Here is an 18,544-nt window from a genome sequence, read left to right on the forward strand (position 1 = left end):
ATGGCGTCCCCGACGCCCTACCGGCCAGTCGTGAGGCGAAAACATCACATCCGGAATGAAATTACGTACGCCGCGAGGCAAAGTGGCCCAAACCACCTCGCCCCGCGGCGTAGCTGAGATCGATCAGTAGATCGTGGCCCCGTAGGCGCTGAGAGCCTCGGTCACCGGCTGGAAGAAGGTGGTGCCGCCGGAGGAGCAGTCGCCGCTGCCACCGGAGGTCAGACCCAGCGCGGTCGAGCCGGAGTAGAGCGCGCCGCCGGAGTCACCGGGCTCGGCGCAGACGTTGGTCTGGATCAGACCGCTGACGGTGCCCTCGGCGTAACGGACGCTCGCGTTGACGGCCGTCACGGTGCCGCTGTGGACGCCGGTGGTGGAGCCATCACGGGTGACGCTCTGGCCGACCTGAGCGGTGCCCGCGGAGAAGCCACCGCTCTTGGAGATGGAGGAGTCGTAGCGGACGATGCCGTAGTCGTTGCCCGGGAAGCTGGAGCCGGCGGTGGAGCCGAGCAGCGTGGTGTTCGACGAGTTGGCGTACCAGGTCGAGACGGCGTTGGTGCAGTGACCGGCGGTCAGGAAGTAGTCGGCGCCGCCGACCTTCACGTTGAAGCCGAGCGAGCAGCGCGAGCCGCCGCCGTAGATGGCGTCGCCCGCACCGATGAGCGGGGTGAACTCGCCCTTGGTGTGCTTGACGGTGATGGCCTGGTCACCCTGGCTCGTCTTCTCGGCCGCAGCCTTCTTGACCTCGGCGATCTCCGACTTCGACACCGTCTCGTCGACCGTGATGACGACCTTGTTGGTGGCCGGGTCGGTGTACCACGACGAGCCGACCGGGGCTGACTCGACGACGGCCGACTTGACCGAAGCGACCTCGGCCTTGCTGAACTCGGCGTCCGCGGCGGCTGCCGGGACGGCGACGGCGGCGGAGGCCGCGAGACCCACACCCGCTGCAAGTGCGGCGATGGTGCGGGGACGGAAGGTGGTGCGTTCGAACCTCATACGTCTCCTCCTGGGGGAAAGGCCCGCTCGTTGCGGGCTCCAACTCCCGGAACCACGGGTTTCGTGGCTTACCGAGGTTGGGTAACTGAGTTTCGTGATCTTTCCTCTGGAGCGCATCACAATCGACTCCCCAAGAATCTGCATTGCAAAGACTGGTTCTTCGGGTCTCTGCATTGCAGCAACACGCGATTGCGGGAACGTTTCCGGCCTCGCGCGCATGGAGAGGATTGGGTAAGGATGACCGAGTTGTAGGTGCCCGAGGCGCGAGCCGCGTACGGTGGGTGTTCATGTCCATCTCGCTGCTCGAGCGAGGATTTCGGTCGGGATCTCGTCCGTCTTCCAAACCTTCGGCGTGGCGACCGCTGATAGGTGGTAGACAAACCCCATGCCGTATCCGCCGCCCCCAGGCTCCCCCGATTCGGGCGCGCCTGACGAGCCGCAGAAGCAGCCTGCCCCGTTCGACTACAACGAGCGCCTGATCGGGCTCTCCCAGGAGATCGGCAGCGACCGGCCCGCCTTCAACGCCCGCAAGGAGCGCGCCGCACAGGGCGGCCCCTTGCGCCAGGTCCTGACCATCGCCGTCTCCCTCGCCCTCGTGGCGGTCTGCGGCGTCGTCGTCTACACCCTCTTCACCCGCGGCAACGAGGCGGCGACCACGGCCGGTTCTCCGACGGTGAGCGACTCCCCCTCCTCCGGCACCGCGACCGGTTCGCCCGGAACCGGCGGTGGCCGTGCCGACGTCAGCGGCGAGGCGAGCGGCCGGCCCGGCTGGCCGGAGACCAGTGCGCCGTCCGACTCGAGCGACAGCGGCGCGACGCGCTCGACGATCGGCCCCGAGCGCCTCTCCAAGGCGGATGTCCCCCGCCCCTGGCAGTTCACCTACGGCGACGTGACCCTCAAGGCCCGCTACCTCAGCGGCAAGGACTACCGCGGCTGCAAGGCGACCCTCGAGCGCGAGATCCGCAAGATGGGCTGCGACTACGCGGTCCGGGTCTCCTACAAGGCCCAACGGGCCAACCTGCGGATGACCCACTTCGTCTACGACTTCGGCACCGCCGACGCGGCCGGGAAGGCCGCGGCGGCGATCGAGCCGACGGACGTGATCCCGCCGGAGGAGGCCTCGCTGCCGGCCTACACCCAGGGCTGGTTCAAGGTGAAGGACTACGGCAAGTACGTCGTCTACACCATGGTCACGGCCAACGACGGCATCACCGTGACCAAGGGCAAGGAGTACACCTCCTACGGCAACACCGACCTCGGCGCGGAGATCCTCTTCCGGATGTGAGACCGGCCCCTAGGAGGCGGGCTCGCCGATCTCCGAGGGGACGTCGCCCGGCGTCACCGGCTGCGTCGGCGTGGGCTCGCTCGTCGGGCTGGAGCCCTCGCTGGGCTGCTCGGTCGGAGGCGCGCTCGAACCGGCCGACTCCGACGGCTCGGTGCTCGACCCCTCGCTCGGTGGCGCCTCGGACTCCGGCGGCGCCTGCGACGGATCGGGGTCGTCGGTCGCGGACTCCCCCGGCGACGCAGGCGCCGGTGTCGGGTCCTTCTCCTGCTTCTCCTCGCCGCTGTCCGAACCTCCGCGGGTCACGTCGGAGATGGTGGTGCTGCCGTCGCCACGACCGACGAACGAGCTGACGCTGCGACCGGCCAGGAGCTCGAAGATCGTGATCGCCGCGACCACGACGACGAACATGATCAGCGAGGCGATCGCGATCCGCTTCCAGGGCAGCTCCGCGAGCCGCTCCCGCCAGGTCGAGCCGTCTCCGGAGTTCTCGGCGTCCTTCTCTGCTGCAGCTGCGGACTCCGAGACAGCCGTCGCGCCGTCCCGCACCCCGGCGAGCCCAGCGGCCCGCCAGCGGGCCAGCGCCTGCACGCTGGCGACCTTCTCCCGGCTCTTGCGGAGCCACCGCAGGTAGAGGTTGCTGCCGATCGTGGCCGCGACGCTGCCGATCGCAGCGCCGACCAGCGTGCCGACCGCGCCGAGCGTCGACAGCAGGACGGCTGAGGTGACAGCGGCGAGCGCACCAGCGGCGGTCGCGAGCCAGTCGATGCTGGCCGGCTTCTGCTGCTCCGGGGCCTCGCTGGAAGTCGGCGTCTCGCTCATCGACTCAAGGTTAACGCGCGCGACCCCACGCTTCCGGCCGTGAGCGTATGCAGTCGGTCACCCTTCGCGCAGGTCACGCTCCAGGGCGGCCGCACCGGACATCAGGGTCGCGACGAGGCTCGGCAGCGACTCCTTGTCGTAGCGCACGCTGGGCATCGAGATCGACATCCCGGCGACGATGTCGCCGCTGGCGCCACGGACCGGCACCCCGACCGCGATCACGCCGCGCTCGGAGCGACCGTCGTTGAAGGCGAAGCCGTTGCGGCGTACCCGTTCGATCTCGGTACGCAGCGCGTCGAGGTCCGGGCGATCGGCCGGGTGGTCCGCGTACCTCTCCCGGGAGTAGATCGAGGCGATCTCCTCGTCGGAGATCTGCGCGAGGAGCAGCAGACCGGCGGTGGTGCGGTGGGCGGGGAAGACCATGCCCTCCCGGGAGCCGACCTTGAGCGACTGGGGCGACTCGACGGAGGCGATGAACCGGCAGGTGTCGCCGGCACGGACGGCGACGTTGGCGGACTCGCCGAGCAGGTCGACGAGGCGCTGCAGGTGCGGGAGCGCGACCTGACGGAGCCGGGACGCGGTCGAGCGGGAGTGGGCGGCGAGCTCCAGCACCGGGCCGGCGCGGTAGACCTTGTCCTCGTCCTGCACCGCGAAGTCGCGGTAGACGAGCATGGCGAGGAGCCGGTGGGCGGTGGAGCGAGCCACGTCGAGCCGAGCCGCTGCCTCCGAGACCGTCAGCCGGCCTTCGAGCTGGAGGATCGCCGCCAGCTTGAGTGCGTGGTCGACGCTGGTGATCGCATACGGGGGCCGAGTCTTGAGCGGCTTGTCCATCCCACCTCTTCCTGTGCACACCAAACCAAGCACCTATCGCTCCGCTCCGCAGGAGATTGACGCTCTGAGTGTTCTCTACAACAGAATTATTCGTTCTTTCACGTCTGGATGACGCGGTCGCCCGCGTCCGCGGGCCGGTACCCAGGTCCACACGCGGTTACCGGGTCCTCTGCCGGATCCGGGACGGACGCGTCAGACTCTGATCACCAGAGAAGTGAGGACACCAGAAGATGACCGAACCGACCCGCTCCTTCGACGACACCCGCCGCTGGGTCACCGAGGGCACCGCCCTGTTCACCGATGGCCTCGACCGTCTCGAGACCGGGGACTTCGACGCCGACTCCCAGCTGCCGGGCTGGACCCGCAAGCACCTTCTCGGCCACGTCGCCGCCAACGCCGACGCCCTCGGCAACCTGATCTCCTGGGCCGAGACGGGCGTGGAGAAGCGGATGTACACCTCCCCCGAGCAGCGCAACGCCGACATCGAGACAGCAGCGACGCGACCGGCCGAGGAGCTCCGCGAGTGGTACGTCCGCGGCACCCGCGAGCTCGACGAGGCGATGGACCGGCTGACCCCCGAGCAGTGGGCTCACGAGATCATCACCGCCCAGCTCGTCACCCGACAGGCGAGCGACGTCCCCTGGATGAGGGCCCGGGAGGTCTACATCCACGCCGTCGACCTCGGCGTCGGGATCGGCTTCGCGGACCTGCCCGAGGACTTCCTGCTCGCGCTCGTCGACGAGATCCGTACGAAGCGCGGTCTCTCCGACGACGACCTGCGCGCCGTCGAGGGGCCGCTGCCCGAGATCGCCGCCTGGCTCGCCGGGCGGCCGCACCAGCTCGTCGGTGCGCCGGAGCTGGGGCCTTGGTTGTGACAGTGTTCTCGGGGTAGTCCAGGGAGTTTCGGCCGGTCTACTCGTGAGTAACGGGCCAAAACTCCCTGGACTACCCCCTCAGCACCCGCCGATCACCCCGGCCGGCCGCCTGAGGTCACCTCCAGCGGACGAGCTTGTCCGGGTTCACGACCATCCACACGTCGGTGACCCGGCCGTCGACGACGCGGAGGTTGGCGACACCCCGCGGGACGCCGTCCTCGACGAGCGAGAAGCCGAGGCCGTCGGCGGTGGGCTCGGGGCGGATCGACCAGGTCGGCCGCTTGGTGAGCACTCCCAGCAGGAACCGAGCCACCTTCTCCGGACCCAGGATCGGGTTGAGGGCCGCGCTGACCCGGCCGCCACCGTCGGAGCGCAGTGTGACCGAGGAGTCCAGCAGCGTGACCAGCCGGCCGAGGTCGCCGCCGGCGGTGGCGGCGACGAAGGCGCGTACGACGTCGTCGTGCTCGGGCAACGGTGCGACGACGTCGCGCTGCTCGGCGACGCGGCGGCGGGCGGAGGCGGCGAGCTGGCGCACGGCGGCCGGCGTGCGGCCGACCACCTCGGCGATCTCTGCGAACGGCACGGCGAAGACGTCGTGGAGCACGAACGCGACCCGCTCGGCCGGGGTCATCGCGTCGAGCACCACGAGGAGCGCGGTGCTCACCGTGTCGTCGAGGGTCGCGCGGTCGGCCGGATCCTCGGGGCCGGCGAGGAGGCCCGGCCGGACGGGCTCGGGCAGCCAGGGGCCGACGTACCTCTCCCGGCGCGCACGCGCCGACTTCAGCACGTCGAGACAGATCCGGCTGGTGACGCGGCTCAGCCAGCCGGCAGGGTTGTCGATGGCCGCGCGCTCGGCGTCGGTGAGGCGGTACCAGCGCAGGTAGGTCTCCTGGACGGCGTCCTCGGCCTCCTCGAGGGTGCCGAGGAGGCGGTACGCGAGCGCGATCAGGCGACGGCGCTCGATCATCACCTCGCCCAGGTCGTCCATGTCAGGCATCGTGGCACCTCCTTCGGGGTTCACCCACTGTGACGAGCCGGACAGGCCGGATGTGAGGTCGCCACCTCACATTCCTCGACGGGACCTCGTCAGGAGGGTGAGTGCCCGCGCTCTGGCGGGCCAGGACCAAAGGATTCAGATGCTCGCCCACATCAACGTGACCAAGCTGTTCCCCGCTGCGTACAAGGCCGTGATGGCCGTCGAGGAGGCGACCAAGGACGCCGCCGACGTCGCCGGGATCGACCCGCTCACCGTCGACCTCGTCAAGCTGCGCGCCTCACAGATCAACGGCTGCGCCTTCTGCCTGCGGATGCACACCCAGGACGCCCTCGCGAACGGCGAGACCACCGAACGTCTCGCGCTGGTGGCCGCCTGGTGGGAGTCGCAGTACTTCACTCCCGTGGAGCAGGCGGCGCTCACCATCGCCGAGCAGATCACCCGCATCGGCGACCTGCACACTCTGCCCGCCCCGACCGTCGACGTCGAGAGCATCCTCGACGAGAAGCAGATCGCCGCTCTGACCTGGGTCGCGATCACGATCAACACCTGGAACCGGGTCGCGATCTCGAGCCACTACCCCGTCGCTCCCTGAGCGGCTTCGGGCTACCTGCTGTCCGGTGCCCGTCGGTGTGACAACCTGTTCGAGCACACGATCTTTCTCGGGCAGGGGGACCGATGACGACACCGACACCACCGCCGCCGCCGTCGCAGCCGGACGGGTACGGGGCGATGCCTCCGGCGCCGAACCTCCAGCCCGGGACCGAGCCCTACCGCGCGCCGGACGAGCAGTCGTTCGGCGCCGGTGAGCCCTCTTCGCACAACCCGTGGCCGATCGTGATCGGGCTCGCCGCGATCGCCGTGGTGCTGATCATCGGCGTCATCATCACCTCGGCGATCGTGATCCTCCGCGGCGCGGAGGACCCCACGGCGAAGCCCGGCCCGGTGACGGTGACGGCGACGCCGACCACCTCGGCGAGCGCCTCACCGGCCCCTTCGACCTCTGCTCCCGCCGGCGACAGCCTGGCCGGAGAGCTCTTCGAGGGCGACTGGGACTTCAAGCTCGGCGACGTGGCCATGAGCGCGACGTACTCGGCCTCGAAGGACTACCCCGAGTGCGGACCGATCGCGTCGGCGGCGCTGGAGAAGAAGGGCTGCGAGTACGCCGCCATGGGCATCCACGACGCCGAGGACGGCAAGCTGCGGATGCTCCGGATCGTGTACGTCTTCGGCAGCGATGCGGAGGCCACCACCGCCTCTGCGTCGGTCGAGGAGACCGACTTCGACCTGCCCACGGGCAGCCTCGTGCCCGACGACGTGATCGGCAAGTGGGTCGCCAAGGAGTCCTCCAAGGCGCTCGTCGTCGGCTTCGTGACCGCCCAGAAGGGCGTGTCCGAGGACCGGGTCGACGACTTCCTCCACTACGGCACCGCCGACATCGCCGGTGCGCTGATGTTCATGGATCTGTAGCCTCGACGAGACCCTCGCGGGTGTTCACCCGACGTCCTCCGGCTGTTCGAACGGGTTTGGCGGAGCACACACGGCCCGCTCCTAGTGTCAGCGAATGTGTCCCCCACACCTGTGATCGCAGTGTGCGGCGTTGTCACCGCCGTGCTCACCTTCCTCTTCCCTCGGACCGCGGCTGGGCCGATCGCCGGGCCGGCCGAGGCGGCTCGGGCGGTGCAGGCGGCGCCGGTGGAGCGTGGCTTCCAGCGGTTCAGCTGGCTCAATGCCTGGGCCGACCACCACACCGCGCCCGGCGGTGCTGCCGCCGACCGGCTCGACGGTGTGCCCCGGATGCGGATCGTGGTGAGCCACCTGCGGCGTACGCGCTCCGACTTCGGGGTGCTCGCCGAGGTCGAGGCGCCGCAGCGCTCCGCTTTGGCGTCCTTCGGACGCGAATTCGCGGTGGTCGCGACGCCCGATGCCACCGACGACGTGGTCTTCTACCGCCGCTCCGTCTTCCGGCTGGTCAGCCGCGAGACCGTCACGATGTACTACCGCGACGGCGCCCGGGTCACCGCGCCGGTGGTGGTGCTCGAGCAGCGGGCGTCCGGTCAGCGCGTCGGGATCCTCCCCGTGCACTTCCCCGCGACCCTCCCCTCGGCGCCCGGGCAGCGGAGGTGGCGCGACCTGGACGCCCGGATCGTCGAGGCCGTCGTCGCCCGCGCGGAAGTGCCGATGATCGTCGCCGGCGACTTCAACCAGCGCAACGACATCCTGTGCGATCTGACCTCGCCCGAGACCGGTCTGATCAGCCCGCTCGCGAGCCACCAGGACTGCGCCACCGCGGCCCGTGCCCCCATCGACCAGGCGTTCTTCAGCGCCCCGCTGCGGCCGGACCGCTACCAGGCCCACTCCGGCCCGTCGGTCCGACGGGCGACCGACCACGCAGCGTTCTACGAGGCCCGGGTCAGGCTCTCGCCTTCGTCCGGTCGGTGACGCAGGCGGCGCCCCGGCAGGTCTACCGGCATTCGCCCCTGCCTCGATTTACGCGGCGTCAACGATCCGCGCGCGGCGTACTCAGGGCGTCTCACCTGGCCGAACGGCGGTCTCCGTGGATTATTCTGGTCCTATGGCCCACCTCCGTGCGACCCAGAAGGAGATGACCCGTCGTCTCCTCCTGGACGCTGCGATGGACCGGTTCCTCGCGAGCGGCTACGCGGCGACGACCGTCGACGAGATCGCGTCGGCGGCGGGTACGACCCGGGTGACCTTCTACGCCTACTTCCCCTCGAAGTCGGAGATCATCAAGGCGCTGATCACCGAGCGGCTCAACGACGAGCTGTCCAGGCTCCGCACTCCCGAGAGCACCTCGACGATTCCGGGGCTGGTCGACGCGGTCGCCTCCGGCACGCGTGAGCAGATCGGCGCCTGGATCCGGGAGACCGCGGCCCACTGGCCGGTCGTGCGGCCGATCATCACGATCAGCCGGGCCGCCCAGGCCGTCGACCCCGAGCTGACCGAGGTCGTCGACTCCTGGATGGACATCGCTATCGGCGACGTCGCCGCCGGCCTGGCCAAGGCCGACCGTTTCGCGCCCGACTGCCGCAGGTTCCTCGGCGCGCTGGCGATGGGGCAGTTCGACTACGTGTCCCAGCACTGGCACGAGGGTGACTGGGGCGTGGGGCAGGAGCGGATGTGCGAGCTGCTCACCGACAGCTGGGTCAAGCTGCTCGGCGAGCCGTCCTGAACCCTCGGCCCAACGGGCGAGGTCAGAGGAAGGTCAGGCCCTCGCCCCGGTAGGTCGGCGCGACGGTGATGATCGAGTCGCCCTCGATCAGGTTGAGCACGTCGAGCCGCTCGCAGACCTCGCCGGACTTCGCGTGCCGGAACCAGACCTTGTCGCCGATCGCGAGCGCGTCGGCGGCATGACCGCGCAGCGGCGTCTGCACCTCCCCGGCACCTTCGGCGGAGACGTACTCCAGACCGAAGGGGTACGTCGGGCTCGGCACCCGGTCAGGTCCTGGCGGCCCCGAGGCGATCCAGCCACCACCGGCGACGGTGACGATGCCAGGCGCGGGGCGCCGGACGACGGTGAGGCCGAAGTACGCCGCGGGGTGGGGCGTGAAGCCGTCGTAGCGGTCGAAGAGGGTCGGCCCGAAGAGCCCGGAGCCGGCGGCGATCTCGGTCACCGACGGATCGGCGCGGGTCGACTCGATCGAGCCGGTGCCGCCGCCGTTGACGAACTCGAGGTCGGCCAGGGAGCGTACGGCCGAGACGATCTTGCCGCGGCGCTCCGCGATGTCGGCGATCGAGGCCTTCTTCATCCTCCGGATCACGGCCGGAGGCGGGTTGCCACCGAGCGGGCGGTCGACGGTGCCGGCGACCTGGCCCTCGTAGGCCATCAGCCCGACGAGCTGGAGATCCGGGTCCTCGGCAACGATGCGGGCGAGCGCGACGGCGTCCTCGGGGGTGCGGACGGGCGAGCGCCGGGCGCCCAGCCAGATCCGGCGCGCGAGGACCAGGGCGGCGTCGAGGTCGATGGCGATGCGTACCGGAGCGACCGGGGTGCCGATCGCGGCCTTGACCAGCGACAGCCCCTCGGCGCTGTCGACCATCAGCGTGATCCGGGCGAGCTTCTCCTCGTCCTTGGCGAGCACGCCGAGCGCGGTCCGGTCGGCGGTCGGGTAGCCGATGACGATGTCGTAGTGGGTCTCGGCCAGCCACAGCGCCTCGGGCAGCGTGAACGCCAGGATCCCCTCATACCCCTCCCGGGCGAGCGCCCGGTCGATCAGCGCCCGGCAGCGTACGGACTTGCTGGCCACGCGGATCGGGGTGCCCGCGGCGCGGCGTACGAGATCGTCGGCGTTGGCGTCGAACGCCTCCAGGTCGACCGCCCCGACGGGTCCGTCGAGAGCGGCGGTCGCCCGGTCGAGCCGTTCGTGCTGCTGGGCGGAGAGATGGTGGGAAGTCGTGACCACGACCCAAGTGTCTATGCCCCGCGTAGCGCCCGCGTCAACGGCAGGTGACCAACTGTGCCGCCGCGTGGGCCACGTCGGTCTCGACCGGCCGTCGCAGCGGCGTTCCGGATCTGGACGGGGGCGTTGACCGGACGCCCGCCACCGGCCACCCTTGCCCGCGTGGCGGAGTGGCAGAACTGGGCAGGGAACCAGCGGAACGATGCGGTCGAGGTCCTGGTGCCTCGCGACGAGGAGGAGCTCGCGGCCGTCGTCGTGGCCGCGACCGAGGGCGGGCGACGGGTGAAACCGATCGGCGCCGGCCACTCGTTCACCGCGATCGGGTCGCCCGTCGACATCCAGGTGAGCCTCGACCGTATCTCCGGGATCGTGCGGGCCGACGCCACGACCGGGCTGGTGACGGTACGCGGCGGCACCCGTCTCAAGGTGCTCAACCGTGCGCTCGAGGCGCTCGGGCTGTCGATGACCAACCTCGGCGACATCGAGGAGCAGTCGATCTCCGGCGCGATCTCGACCGGCACCCACGGGACCGGAGCGCGGTTCGGTGGCCTGGCGACGCAGGTACGCGGCCTCCGGCTGCTCCTCGCCGACGGGTCCGTCGTCTCCTGCTCTCCGGCCGAGAACCCGGAGATCTTCGATCTGGCGCGGGTGGGGCTGGGTGCGCTCGGGATCATCGTCGAGGTCACCCTCCAGACCGAGCCGCTCTTCGCACTGCACGCCCGCGAGGGCAACGGCGAGCTCGCCGAGGTGATGGCCTCCTTTGAGGAGCACGCGTCCGGGACCGACCACTTCGAGCTCTACTGGTTCCCGCACACCACCCGCGTGCTCACCAAGCACAACACCCGTCGGCCGCTGCCCGAGACACCTTTGTCGCCCGTTGGGCGGGTTCGGGGCTGGTTCGACGACGAGCTGCTGTCGAACCAGGCACTCGGGGCGACCGTCGGCCTCGGTCTTCGGGTTCCTGGGCTGGTTCGGCCCCTGGCTCGCTTCGCCGCCTCCGCCCTCTCGCCGCGCGAGTTCACCGACATCTCCTACCGCGTCTTCACCTCGCAGCGGAAGGTGCGGTTCGTGGAGAGCGAGTACGCCGTCCCGCGCGCTGCCGGCATGGAGGTCCTCGGTGAGCTGCAGCGTGCCGTCGAGGCGTCCTCGTGGAACATCTCGTTCCCGGTCGAGGTCCGGGTCGCGGCCGCCGACGACATCCCGCTCTCCACCGGCTTCGAGCGCGAGAACGTCTACATCGCCATCCACACCGCCCCCACCTCGCCCTGGCGCGCCGACTACTTCGCCGCCTTCGAGCGCATCGCCACCGAGGCCGGCGGCCGCCCCCACTGGGGCAAGATGCACACTCTCTCCGCCTCCGACCTTGCCTCCCGCTACCCCCGCCTCGACGACTTCATCACCCTCCGCGACAAGCTCGACCCGACCCGCACCTTCACCAACCCCTACCTGACCCAGGTCCTGGGCTCCTGACGCCGACTCGGCGCAACTGCCCCACCCAGGAACGCCCAGTCGGCGCAACTGCCCCACCCAAGAACGCCCAGTCGGCGCATCTGCCCCACCCAGGAACGCCCAGTCGGCGCAACTGCCCCACCCAAGAACGCCCAGTCGGCGCATCTGCCCCACCCAGGAACGCCCAGTCGGCGCAACTGCCTCACCCAAGAACGCCCAGTCGGCGCATCTGCCCCACCCAGGAACGCCCAGTCGGCGCAACTGCCTCAGACGTTGGGGCAGATGCGCCGACTCCGGCTGATTCAGCGGGGCAATTGCGCCAAGTGGGCGTCGGATTTCGGGGCAGATGCGCCGAGTGGGCGTTCGTACGTGGGGCAGATGCGCCGACTCGGCGAAGGTCAGGCTACGGCGGGGGCCGGTTCGGTCGGCTCGGTCGGGCCGTCCGGGCCGGGGCCGTCCGGGCCCTCGGGGCCTCCCGGGCCCTCCGGGTCGTCGGATTCGGCCTTGCGTGGGAAGTGGGTCTGCCGGAAACGTACGGCCAGGTTGGCCGAGGGGCCCATGGCGGCCGCGGCAGCGACGATGATGGCCGCGATCACGATCCAGCCGGCACCGTCGTAGAAGTCGGGGTGCCAGCCCATGGCGAGGAAGGTGAAGAGCGCAGGGGCCCAGGCGCCACCGAGCTGGCGGCCGATGCCGGCGACACCTTCGTACTCGCCCCGCTTGTCGGGGTCCATGAGCTCGGCCTGGAGGGCCCATGAGGCGGAGCCGATGGCCAGCTCGGCTCCGGTGACGGCTACGTGGCCGAGCCAGACCAGGAAGATCGTGAGCATCCCGCGGGTGTCGTGGGTGACCAGGGTGATCGCGCAGGCGGCGACGAAGAACCCGCTGCTCCACCAGACCCTGCGGAGGGCGTCGCGGACGTCGCGTACGCCCTTGGAGGTGTACGCCGGCAGGATGATGCACAGCACCGTGTTGGTCGCGAACAGCCAGGCCAGCAGCCAGCGCGGGGAGTCGGTGTATTCGACCAGCCACAGCGGGATCACGGTGTGGAGCAGCACCTGGTTGGACCAGAGCGTGCCGGTGAAGGTGGTCACCAGCAGCCAGCCGACGTTGCGCAGCGCACCGGGCCCGGGCGCCTTGACGATGGTCTCGCCGGAGGCGCGGCGCTCGTCGTGAGGTGCCCGCGGCAGGCGGGTGATCCACAGCGAGTTGGCCACGCCGACGGCCAGCGCGAAGAACGGTACGCCCCACTTCAGAACCACATCGGTGGGCAGCGCGAGCGCGATACCGGCGATCAGGGCGCCGATCGTGAAACCGAGGTTGAGGCTGGAGTACATGAACGCCTGCGTCTGGACCCGCTCCTTGTCGGGGAGCACATCCAGGACGTACGCGTTGCGGCCGGCGCCGCCCGCGTTGTTGACCACCTCGAAGACGACGATGACGGCCAGGTAGGCCCAGAACCCGTGGATGAACGGCATCGTCGCGAACATCGAGGCGCTGATCAGAGCACTGATCGCCCAGATCCGCTTCGGTCCGATGACGTCGGCCAGCCGGCCCATCGGGTAGGCGGTGATGAAGGACGCGATCCCCGCCACCGTCAGCCCCACGCCGATCTGCGCCGGGCTCAGTCCGACGAACGTGACCAGGTAGAACGCCGCCGCCGTGTTGAACGTACCGTCCCCCGCCGCGAAGAGCAGCGACTGCGTCGCCAGCCGCCGAGACAACGGCGTCGGCGGGATCAGATTGGTGAGAAAACCGGGCAGGGCGGGCACTGGCCAATTGCACCACCGTGCCCCCGTGGTTGCCATCTGGTTTTCGGCCGAGGCGTCGGCCCCGTCGGCCGAGGCGTCACTTCTGATGATCGAGATGGCAGGTCTGTCGGCCGAGAAGTCAGTTCCGACGGACGAGGCGTCAGTCCCCACGGACGACACGTCACTCCCGACGGGCGAGTTGGCAGCGGCGACGTGTCGGCCGACGTACGTGACCTCTCGGCCGACCGAAGTGCCGTTTCGGCCGACGCAACTGCCGTTCCGGCTGAGCGGGTCAGGGGCGGCGGGAGGCTAGGGCGTCGACCGCGTCGCGGGCGGTGGCGGCGATGGCGAGGTCGACGTCGTTCTGGATGCGGGCGGTGCGGTCGGAGTCGGTGAGGGCGGCGATGGCTACGCGGCCGCCGGCGTGGGTGACGACGGCGATCTCGTGGCGGAGGGTGAGGAAGCTGCCGGTCTTGCCGGCGAGCTGGATGTCGTCGGCGAGGAGGTCGGCGGCGATGCGGTGGGTGAAGACCTGTTTCCCCATGAGACGGCGCGCCAGCTCGGTCGCCTCGGGCTTGGCGATCTCGTCGCGCCAGACACGTTCGAGCAGGGATACGCAGGCGCGCGGGGAGCCGACGGTGGCGCGTTCGACATCGAGCGAGTCGATGACGTGCCGTCCACCGGGGCGGCGGCCCTCGACCGCGAGCTGGGTGGCGAGGGCGAAGTCGTGGCCGGCGACGCGGGTGGCGTAGTCGTACATCGGCTGCATCCGGTGGCGCACCCGCAGCCCGTCGAGGCCCCACTCGGCGAGCTGCTCGTCGACCTCGCGCGGCGGCACCAGATCGAAGAGCGCGTCGGCGGCGGCGTTGTCGCTGAGGCCGAGCATCATCAGCATGAGGTCGACGACCGAGCAGGTGGCGTCGTGGGTGAAGGCAGAGATGCCGTACGGGCCGAAGCTCCGCTCCGCCGCCGACAGCGACACCATCGCACCGCCGTCGATCTCGCCGCGGGCGATCCGGTCGGCGACGACGAGCGCGAGCGGCACCTTGGCCACCGACGCGAGCGGCATCTGGCGGTCGACGCCGACGCCGACCTCGAGACCGGTGTCGATGTCGCGGGCCAGGAAAGCGACCCTGACCTGAAGGTCGCGGAACCGCTCGGTGATCCTTTCGGCGAGGTCGATCAGTCCACGGTCGCTGCCGATCAGCGGGCTCACTCGGCCGCCTCCCCGGTTACCTCGACACCCGCGACCACCGGCGCACCGACACTCGCCCCGAGCAGTGCGAGCGCCTGCTCCCGCACCGGCCCACCTGCAAGCGGCGCAGGCACCGGCGGCTGCTCGACCAGCCGATGGCCCCGCAGGACAGGATCGATGAAGGGCGACCAGACCAACCCGTACGCCACCGCCTCGTGCCGCGCACAGATCAACGTCGCGCGGCCCGCGAGCGTCTCGGCCACCGCGAGCCCGTGCTCCGCGCCGCGCAGCGTGGTCGGGCCGATGCCGGCCCCGTCGGCGAGCCGTCGCAGCCGACCGCCGGGTTCGTCGAGGTCCCGCGCGAGAGCCAGGACCTGCGTACTTTCTCCGCCTCGCCGAGGCCGCAGCGCACCCAGCGAGATCGGCCGCTCGTCGCCGCCCGGCGCAGTTGCGGCGCCGAGACGCGTGACCCAGGTGGCCGCATCGGGGTCGCACGGTTCGACCGTCCAGGCGGCTGCCTCGGGTGCGGGATTCTCTCCGGCGAGGCGTACGTCGACGCCGGCCTCCTCGAGCAGCGTCACCAGCCGGGCGAGCGGAGCGGGGTCGCAACCGGCCGGGGCCGCGATCACGAAGCGCGCTCGCTCGTGGCGGCGGACGCTGCGCAGCAGGTGGTCGGCCTGGTCGACCAGGTGACGAGCCCGCGGCAGCAGGGCCTGACCTGCGGGAGTGAGCGCGATCTGCCGCCGGGTCCGGTCGACCAGCTCAACGCCGAGCTCCCGCTCGAGAGCACGCAGCCGACGGCTGAGGAGCGGCTGGTCGACACCGAGCTCCAGAGCGGCCTCGGAGACGCTCATCTCGTCGGCGACCGCGGTGAAACCGCGCAGATGCAGCAGTAGGTCCACGTGTACAGGATGGCTGATCGACCTCATCACGTCGCATGTCAGCCATGCATACGTCCATGCCGGATCGTCCTTGGACGTGGTCGTCGCGGCGACGTCACGATGCCCGAGACGACTCAGTCATGACTCTGAAAGGCGATCTCCATGACCCACCCGATCCTCAGCCGCCGCACGATCCTGGGCGGTGCCGCCGCAGCCGCCGTCGCCTCGACCGTCGCATCGAGCGTGGCCGGCGGTTCGGTCGCGTACGCCGCCGGCAGCCCGTCGATCGCCGAGCTCGAGCGGACCCACCAGCGCACCATCGGCGTCTGGGCGCAGAACCTCCGGACCGGGCGCACCATCGAGCACCGCGCCGACCAGCGTTTCCCGATGCTGTCGACGTTCAAGGTCCTGCTCGCTGCGAAGATCCTGCGCGACCTGCCGCCGACCATGCTCCAGCGCCGCCTGACCTGGGACGAGTCCGAAATCGTCCTCAACTCGCCGGTCACCGAGCTGACCACGCGCAACGGTCTGACGGTCGCCCAGCTCGCCGAGGCCGCGATCACCCGCTCCGACAACACCGCCGCCAACGTGCTGCTGAAGCTCATCGGCGGCCCTACCGGCATCACCACTTTCGCCCGCTCCCTCGGCGATGACAAGACCCGGCTGGACCGCTGGGAGACCGAGCTCAACACCGCGATCCCCGGCGACGTACGCGACACCACCACCCCGCGCGCGATCGCGCAGACCTACCGCAAGCTGGTGGTCGGCGACGCCCTCGGCCGCGCGGACAGGGAGCAGCTGACCACCTGGATGCTGGCCAACCAGTCGACAGTGACCCGGTTCGGTGCCGGGGTCCCGGAGGGCTGGCGGCTGGCCGACAAGACCGGCGGTGGCGAGTACGCGACCCGCAACGACATCGGTGTCACCTGGACCCCAAGCGGCGCACCGATCGTCATCGCCGCCCTGACCCGCTCCGACGACCCCGACGCGGAGCCGATCGACGCCGCCCTGGTGGACATCGCGGCGACTGTCTGCACCGAGCTTCGTTGACCGCTCGAGACGTCGATCGCGAGCTGTAACACGTCGTTCGTAGGACTTCTCGCCCTATTGGAACGACCGGATAGTCCTACGAACGACGTGTTACAGGTGCCGCCCAGCCCGCGACCGACCGAATTTCAGGCTCCGTAGACGCTCTCCGGCTCGGGCGCCTCGGCCAGCAGCTTGCGGAGCGCGGGGCCGACCTCGGCGGCCTCCCAGCGCGCACCCGCATCGGCAGAGGGCCCGTGAGCCCAGCCGTTCTCCACGGTGATGCGCGAGCCGTCGATCTCGACGACTCGACCCGTGACGTCGCGGGCGTCCTCGGAGGCGAGCCAGGCGACGACGGGGCTGTTGTCCTCCGGCAGGGCCATCGCGGAGGTGTCGAAGGCGCCCTCGGTCATCCGGGTCTTGGCGACCGGCGCGATCGCGTTGACGGTCACGCCGTAACGCGCCATCTCGGCCGCGGCCACCAGCGTCAGCCCGGCGATCCCGGCCTTCGCAGCCGAGTAGGTGCCCTGCCCGATCGACCCCTGCAGCCCCGCGCCGGAGGAGGTGTTGATGACCCGCGCGTCCCGCTGACGACCGGCCTTCGACTCCGCCCGCCAGTACGCACCGGCGTGCCGCAGCGTCGCGAAGTGACCCTTCAGGTGCACCCGGATCACCGCGTCCCACTCCTCCTCGGAGGTGTTGACGAGCATCCGGTCGCGTACGAAGCCGGCGTTGTTGACGAGGATGTCCAGACCGCCGTACGTCTCGACTGCCTGCCCGATCAGCGCCTCCGCGGCGGCGAAGTCCGCGACGTCGGCACCGTTGGCGACCGCCTCGCCACCCGCGGCGACGATCTCACCGACGACCTGCGCAGCGGGTGACTCGTCGGTGCCCTCCCCCGCCAGCGAGACGCCGAAGTCGTTGACGACGACCTTGGCGCCGTGGCGGGCGAGCTCGAGCGCGTGCGCCCGGCCGATCCCCCGCCCTGCTCCGGTGACGATCGCGATCCGGCCGTCCAACAGTCCGGTCATTGAGTGCTCCCTGAGTCGATGCCTGCACCTACGAATTCGATGGTCGAGCCTTGCCAGCCCGAACCAAGCAACTGCTAGGCTACCAAGCAATCGCTAGGTTAGGAACGGAGCCATGGGCATCTCCACCGAGGTCACCGACGAGCACATCGCCGTCGTCACGATGAACCACCCGCCGGTGAACGCGCTGCCGGTCAAGGGCTGGTTCGAGGTCGCCGACGCCGTCACGCAGGCAGCCGAGGACGGCGCCAGGGTCGTGATCCTGCGCGCCGAGGGCAAGGGCTTCAACGCAGGCGTCGACATCAAGGAGATGCAGCAGATCGAGGGGTTCGAGGGCATTCTCGGCGCCAACCGCGGCTGCTACGCCGCCTTCAAGGCGATCTACGAGTGCCCCGTCCCGGTCATCGCCGCGGTCAACGGATTCTGCCTCGGCGGCGGCGTCGGCCTGGTCGGCAACGCGGACACGATCATCGCCAGCGACGACGCCTTCTTCGGCGTACCCGAGGTCGACCGCGGCGCCCTCGGAGCCGCCACCCACCTGAGCCGGCTGGTGCCACAGCACATGCTGCGTACGCTCTATTTCACCGCCCAGACCATCACCGCCCAGCGACTCCACGAGCTCGGTTCGGTCCACGCGGTCGTTCCCCGCGACGAGCTGGACGAAAAGGCCCTCGAGGTCGCCCGGCAGATCGCGACGAAGGACCCCCAGGTCATCCGCGCCGCCAAGGCCGCCCTCAACGGCATCGACCCGATCGACGTCAACACCTCCTACCGTTTCGAGCAGGGCTTCACCTTCGAGCTCAACCTCGCCGGTGTCGCCGACGAGCGCCGCGACGCCTTCGTGAAGGACCAGAAGTGATGCCGAGTCGGCGCATCTGCCCCACCCCACAGCGTCGACCCGGCGTATCTGCCCCACCTCAGGACGCCGAGTCGGCGCGTCTGCCCCACACACTCGGGGCAGTTGCGCCGACTCGGCGCCAGATTCCGGGGCAG

At 70.2% G+C, this 18,544-nt stretch carries 18 protein-coding genes; 9 read left to right on the forward strand and 9 right to left on the reverse strand.

All coding sequences use genetic code 11. From position 1 onward, the window contains the following. Positions 1-123: 123 nt before the first annotated feature. A complete protein-coding gene (locus IEY81_RS05960; protein ID WP_189117537.1) occupies positions 124-996 on the reverse strand; it encodes a S1 family peptidase in 873 nt (290 codons plus the stop codon). A gap of 385 nt (positions 997-1,381) precedes the next feature. Here IEY81_RS05960 and IEY81_RS05965 point away from each other — a divergent pair, with 385 nt between their 5' ends. After that, positions 1,382-2,281, forward strand: a complete 900-nt coding sequence (locus tag IEY81_RS05965; protein WP_189117538.1) for a hypothetical protein — start codon at positions 1,382-1,384, stop codon at positions 2,279-2,281. Positions 2,282-2,290: 9 nt separating this feature from the next. Here IEY81_RS05965 and IEY81_RS05970 read toward each other — a convergent pair whose 3' ends face one another. Both IEY81_RS05970 and IEY81_RS05975 read right to left on the reverse strand, forming a co-directional pair. Then, complete coding sequence (locus IEY81_RS05970; protein ID WP_189117539.1) at positions 2,291-3,100, reverse strand: ICP22 family protein; 810 nt, start codon at positions 3,098-3,100, stop codon at positions 2,291-2,293. Positions 3,101-3,157: 57 nt separating this feature from the next. Beyond that, entirely contained in the window at positions 3,158-3,931 is a 774-nt protein-coding gene (locus IEY81_RS05975) for an IclR family transcriptional regulator (protein ID WP_189117540.1), read from the reverse strand. 230 nt (positions 3,932-4,161) lie between these two features. Here IEY81_RS05975 and IEY81_RS05980 point away from each other — a divergent pair, with 230 nt between their 5' ends. Beyond that, entirely contained in the window at positions 4,162-4,806 is a 645-nt protein-coding gene (locus tag IEY81_RS05980; protein ID WP_189117541.1) for a maleylpyruvate isomerase family mycothiol-dependent enzyme, read from the forward strand. A gap of 115 nt (positions 4,807-4,921) precedes the next feature. Here IEY81_RS05980 and sigJ read toward each other — a convergent pair whose 3' ends face one another. Beyond that, complete coding sequence (gene sigJ, locus IEY81_RS05985) at positions 4,922-5,803, reverse strand: RNA polymerase sigma factor SigJ (protein ID WP_189117542.1); 882 nt, start codon at positions 5,801-5,803, stop codon at positions 4,922-4,924. A 139-nt stretch (positions 5,804-5,942) separates the two neighbouring features. Between sigJ and IEY81_RS05990 the strand changes: the two genes are divergently transcribed. The 4 genes from IEY81_RS05990 to IEY81_RS06005 all read left to right on the forward strand — a co-directional run bounded on the left by IEY81_RS05990 (position 5,943) and on the right by IEY81_RS06005 (position 8,993). Beyond that, positions 5,943-6,395, forward strand: coding sequence for a carboxymuconolactone decarboxylase family protein (locus IEY81_RS05990; protein WP_189117543.1), 453 nt, complete (start codon positions 5,943-5,945; stop codon positions 6,393-6,395). Between the two features lie 83 nt (positions 6,396-6,478). Beyond that, positions 6,479-7,270 carry a hypothetical protein gene (locus tag IEY81_RS05995; protein ID WP_189117544.1) on the forward strand — a complete coding sequence of 264 codons (792 nt, stop codon included), beginning with the start codon at positions 6,479-6,481 and terminating at the stop codon, positions 7,268-7,270. A gap of 96 nt (positions 7,271-7,366) precedes the next feature. Further along, positions 7,367-8,242: an endonuclease/exonuclease/phosphatase family protein gene (locus IEY81_RS06000; RefSeq protein WP_189117545.1), complete on the forward strand. Its 876-nt coding sequence runs from the start codon at positions 7,367-7,369 to the stop codon at positions 8,240-8,242. Between the two features lie 133 nt (positions 8,243-8,375). Further along, entirely contained in the window at positions 8,376-8,993 is a 618-nt protein-coding gene (locus IEY81_RS06005; protein ID WP_189117546.1) for a TetR/AcrR family transcriptional regulator, read from the forward strand. A gap of 22 nt (positions 8,994-9,015) precedes the next feature. Here IEY81_RS06005 and IEY81_RS06010 read toward each other — a convergent pair whose 3' ends face one another. After that, positions 9,016-10,224: an amino acid deaminase/aldolase gene (locus tag IEY81_RS06010; RefSeq protein ID WP_189117547.1), complete on the reverse strand. Its 1,209-nt coding sequence runs from the start codon at positions 10,222-10,224 to the stop codon at positions 9,016-9,018. 159 nt (positions 10,225-10,383) lie between these two features. On the opposite strand from IEY81_RS06010, the gene IEY81_RS06015 reads away from it, so the two are divergent. Beyond that, a complete protein-coding gene (locus tag IEY81_RS06015; RefSeq protein ID WP_189117548.1) occupies positions 10,384-11,691 on the forward strand; it encodes a D-arabinono-1,4-lactone oxidase in 1,308 nt (435 codons plus the stop codon). A gap of 377 nt (positions 11,692-12,068) precedes the next feature. Here the strand turns inward: IEY81_RS06015 and IEY81_RS06020 are convergent, their stop codons facing one another. From IEY81_RS06020 to IEY81_RS06030, 3 genes are all read right to left on the reverse strand, one after another. Next, on the reverse strand, positions 12,069-13,442 hold the full coding sequence (locus IEY81_RS06020; RefSeq protein ID WP_229787406.1) for an MFS transporter: 1,374 nt from the start codon (positions 13,440-13,442) through the stop codon (positions 12,069-12,071). 271 nt (positions 13,443-13,713) lie between these two features. Next, complete coding sequence (locus IEY81_RS06025; protein WP_189117550.1) at positions 13,714-14,637, reverse strand: serine hydrolase; 924 nt, start codon at positions 14,635-14,637, stop codon at positions 13,714-13,716. Beyond that, the gene (locus IEY81_RS06030) at positions 14,634-15,518 is read right to left on the reverse strand and encodes a LysR family transcriptional regulator (RefSeq protein ID WP_189117551.1); all 885 of its coding nucleotides are present in this window, start codon (positions 15,516-15,518) and stop codon (positions 14,634-14,636) included. The genes IEY81_RS06025 and IEY81_RS06030 overlap by 4 nt, the downstream gene beginning before the upstream one ends. Positions 15,519-15,659: 141 nt before the next feature. On the opposite strand from IEY81_RS06030, the gene bla reads away from it, so the two are divergent. Then, a complete protein-coding gene (gene bla, locus IEY81_RS06035) occupies positions 15,660-16,547 on the forward strand; it encodes a class A beta-lactamase (protein WP_189117552.1) in 888 nt (295 codons plus the stop codon). 125 nt (positions 16,548-16,672) lie between these two features. Here the strand turns inward: bla and IEY81_RS06040 are convergent, their stop codons facing one another. Then, positions 16,673-17,554, reverse strand: coding sequence for an SDR family oxidoreductase (locus IEY81_RS06040; RefSeq protein WP_189117553.1), 882 nt, complete (start codon positions 17,552-17,554; stop codon positions 16,673-16,675). A 112-nt stretch (positions 17,555-17,666) separates the two neighbouring features. Between IEY81_RS06040 and IEY81_RS06045 the strand changes: the two genes are divergently transcribed. Continuing rightward, entirely contained in the window at positions 17,667-18,410 is a 744-nt protein-coding gene (locus IEY81_RS06045) for an enoyl-CoA hydratase family protein (RefSeq protein WP_189117554.1), read from the forward strand. Positions 18,411-18,544: the final 134 nt, after the last annotated feature.

Origin of the sequence: Nocardioides luteus (genome assembly GCF_014648595.1) — a bacterium.
Taxonomy (GTDB): Bacteria; Actinomycetota; Actinomycetes; order Propionibacteriales; family Nocardioidaceae; genus Nocardioides; species Nocardioides luteus.

Bases quoted from the DNA above. Each gene is read 5' to 3' on its own strand.
- IEY81_RS05960 (WP_189117537.1), bottom strand. From the start codon at position 996: ATGAGGTTCGAACGCACCACCTTCCGTCCCCGCACCATCGCCGCACTT.
- IEY81_RS05995 (WP_189117544.1), top strand. From the start codon at position 6,479: ATGACGACACCGACACCACCGCCGCCGCCGTCGCAGCCGGACGGGTAC.
- IEY81_RS05990 (WP_189117543.1), top strand. From the start codon at position 5,943: ATGCTCGCCCACATCAACGTGACCAAGCTGTTCCCCGCTGCGTACAAG.
- IEY81_RS05970 (WP_189117539.1), bottom strand. From the start codon at position 3,100: ATGAGCGAGACGCCGACTTCCAGCGAGGCCCCGGAGCAGCAGAAGCCG.
- IEY81_RS05980 (WP_189117541.1), top strand. From the start codon at position 4,162: ATGACCGAACCGACCCGCTCCTTCGACGACACCCGCCGCTGGGTCACC.
- IEY81_RS06045 (WP_189117554.1), top strand. From the start codon at position 17,667: ATGGGCATCTCCACCGAGGTCACCGACGAGCACATCGCCGTCGTCACG.
- IEY81_RS06005 (WP_189117546.1), top strand. From the start codon at position 8,376: ATGGCCCACCTCCGTGCGACCCAGAAGGAGATGACCCGTCGTCTCCTC.
- bla (WP_189117552.1), top strand. From the start codon at position 15,660: ATGACCCACCCGATCCTCAGCCGCCGCACGATCCTGGGCGGTGCCGCC.
- sigJ (WP_189117542.1), bottom strand. From the start codon at position 5,803: ATGCCTGACATGGACGACCTGGGCGAGGTGATGATCGAGCGCCGTCGC.
- IEY81_RS05975 (WP_189117540.1), bottom strand. From the start codon at position 3,931: ATGGACAAGCCGCTCAAGACTCGGCCCCCGTATGCGATCACCAGCGTC.
- IEY81_RS05965 (WP_189117538.1), top strand. From the start codon at position 1,382: ATGCCGTATCCGCCGCCCCCAGGCTCCCCCGATTCGGGCGCGCCTGAC.
- IEY81_RS06040 (WP_189117553.1), bottom strand. From the start codon at position 17,554: ATGACCGGACTGTTGGACGGCCGGATCGCGATCGTCACCGGAGCAGGG.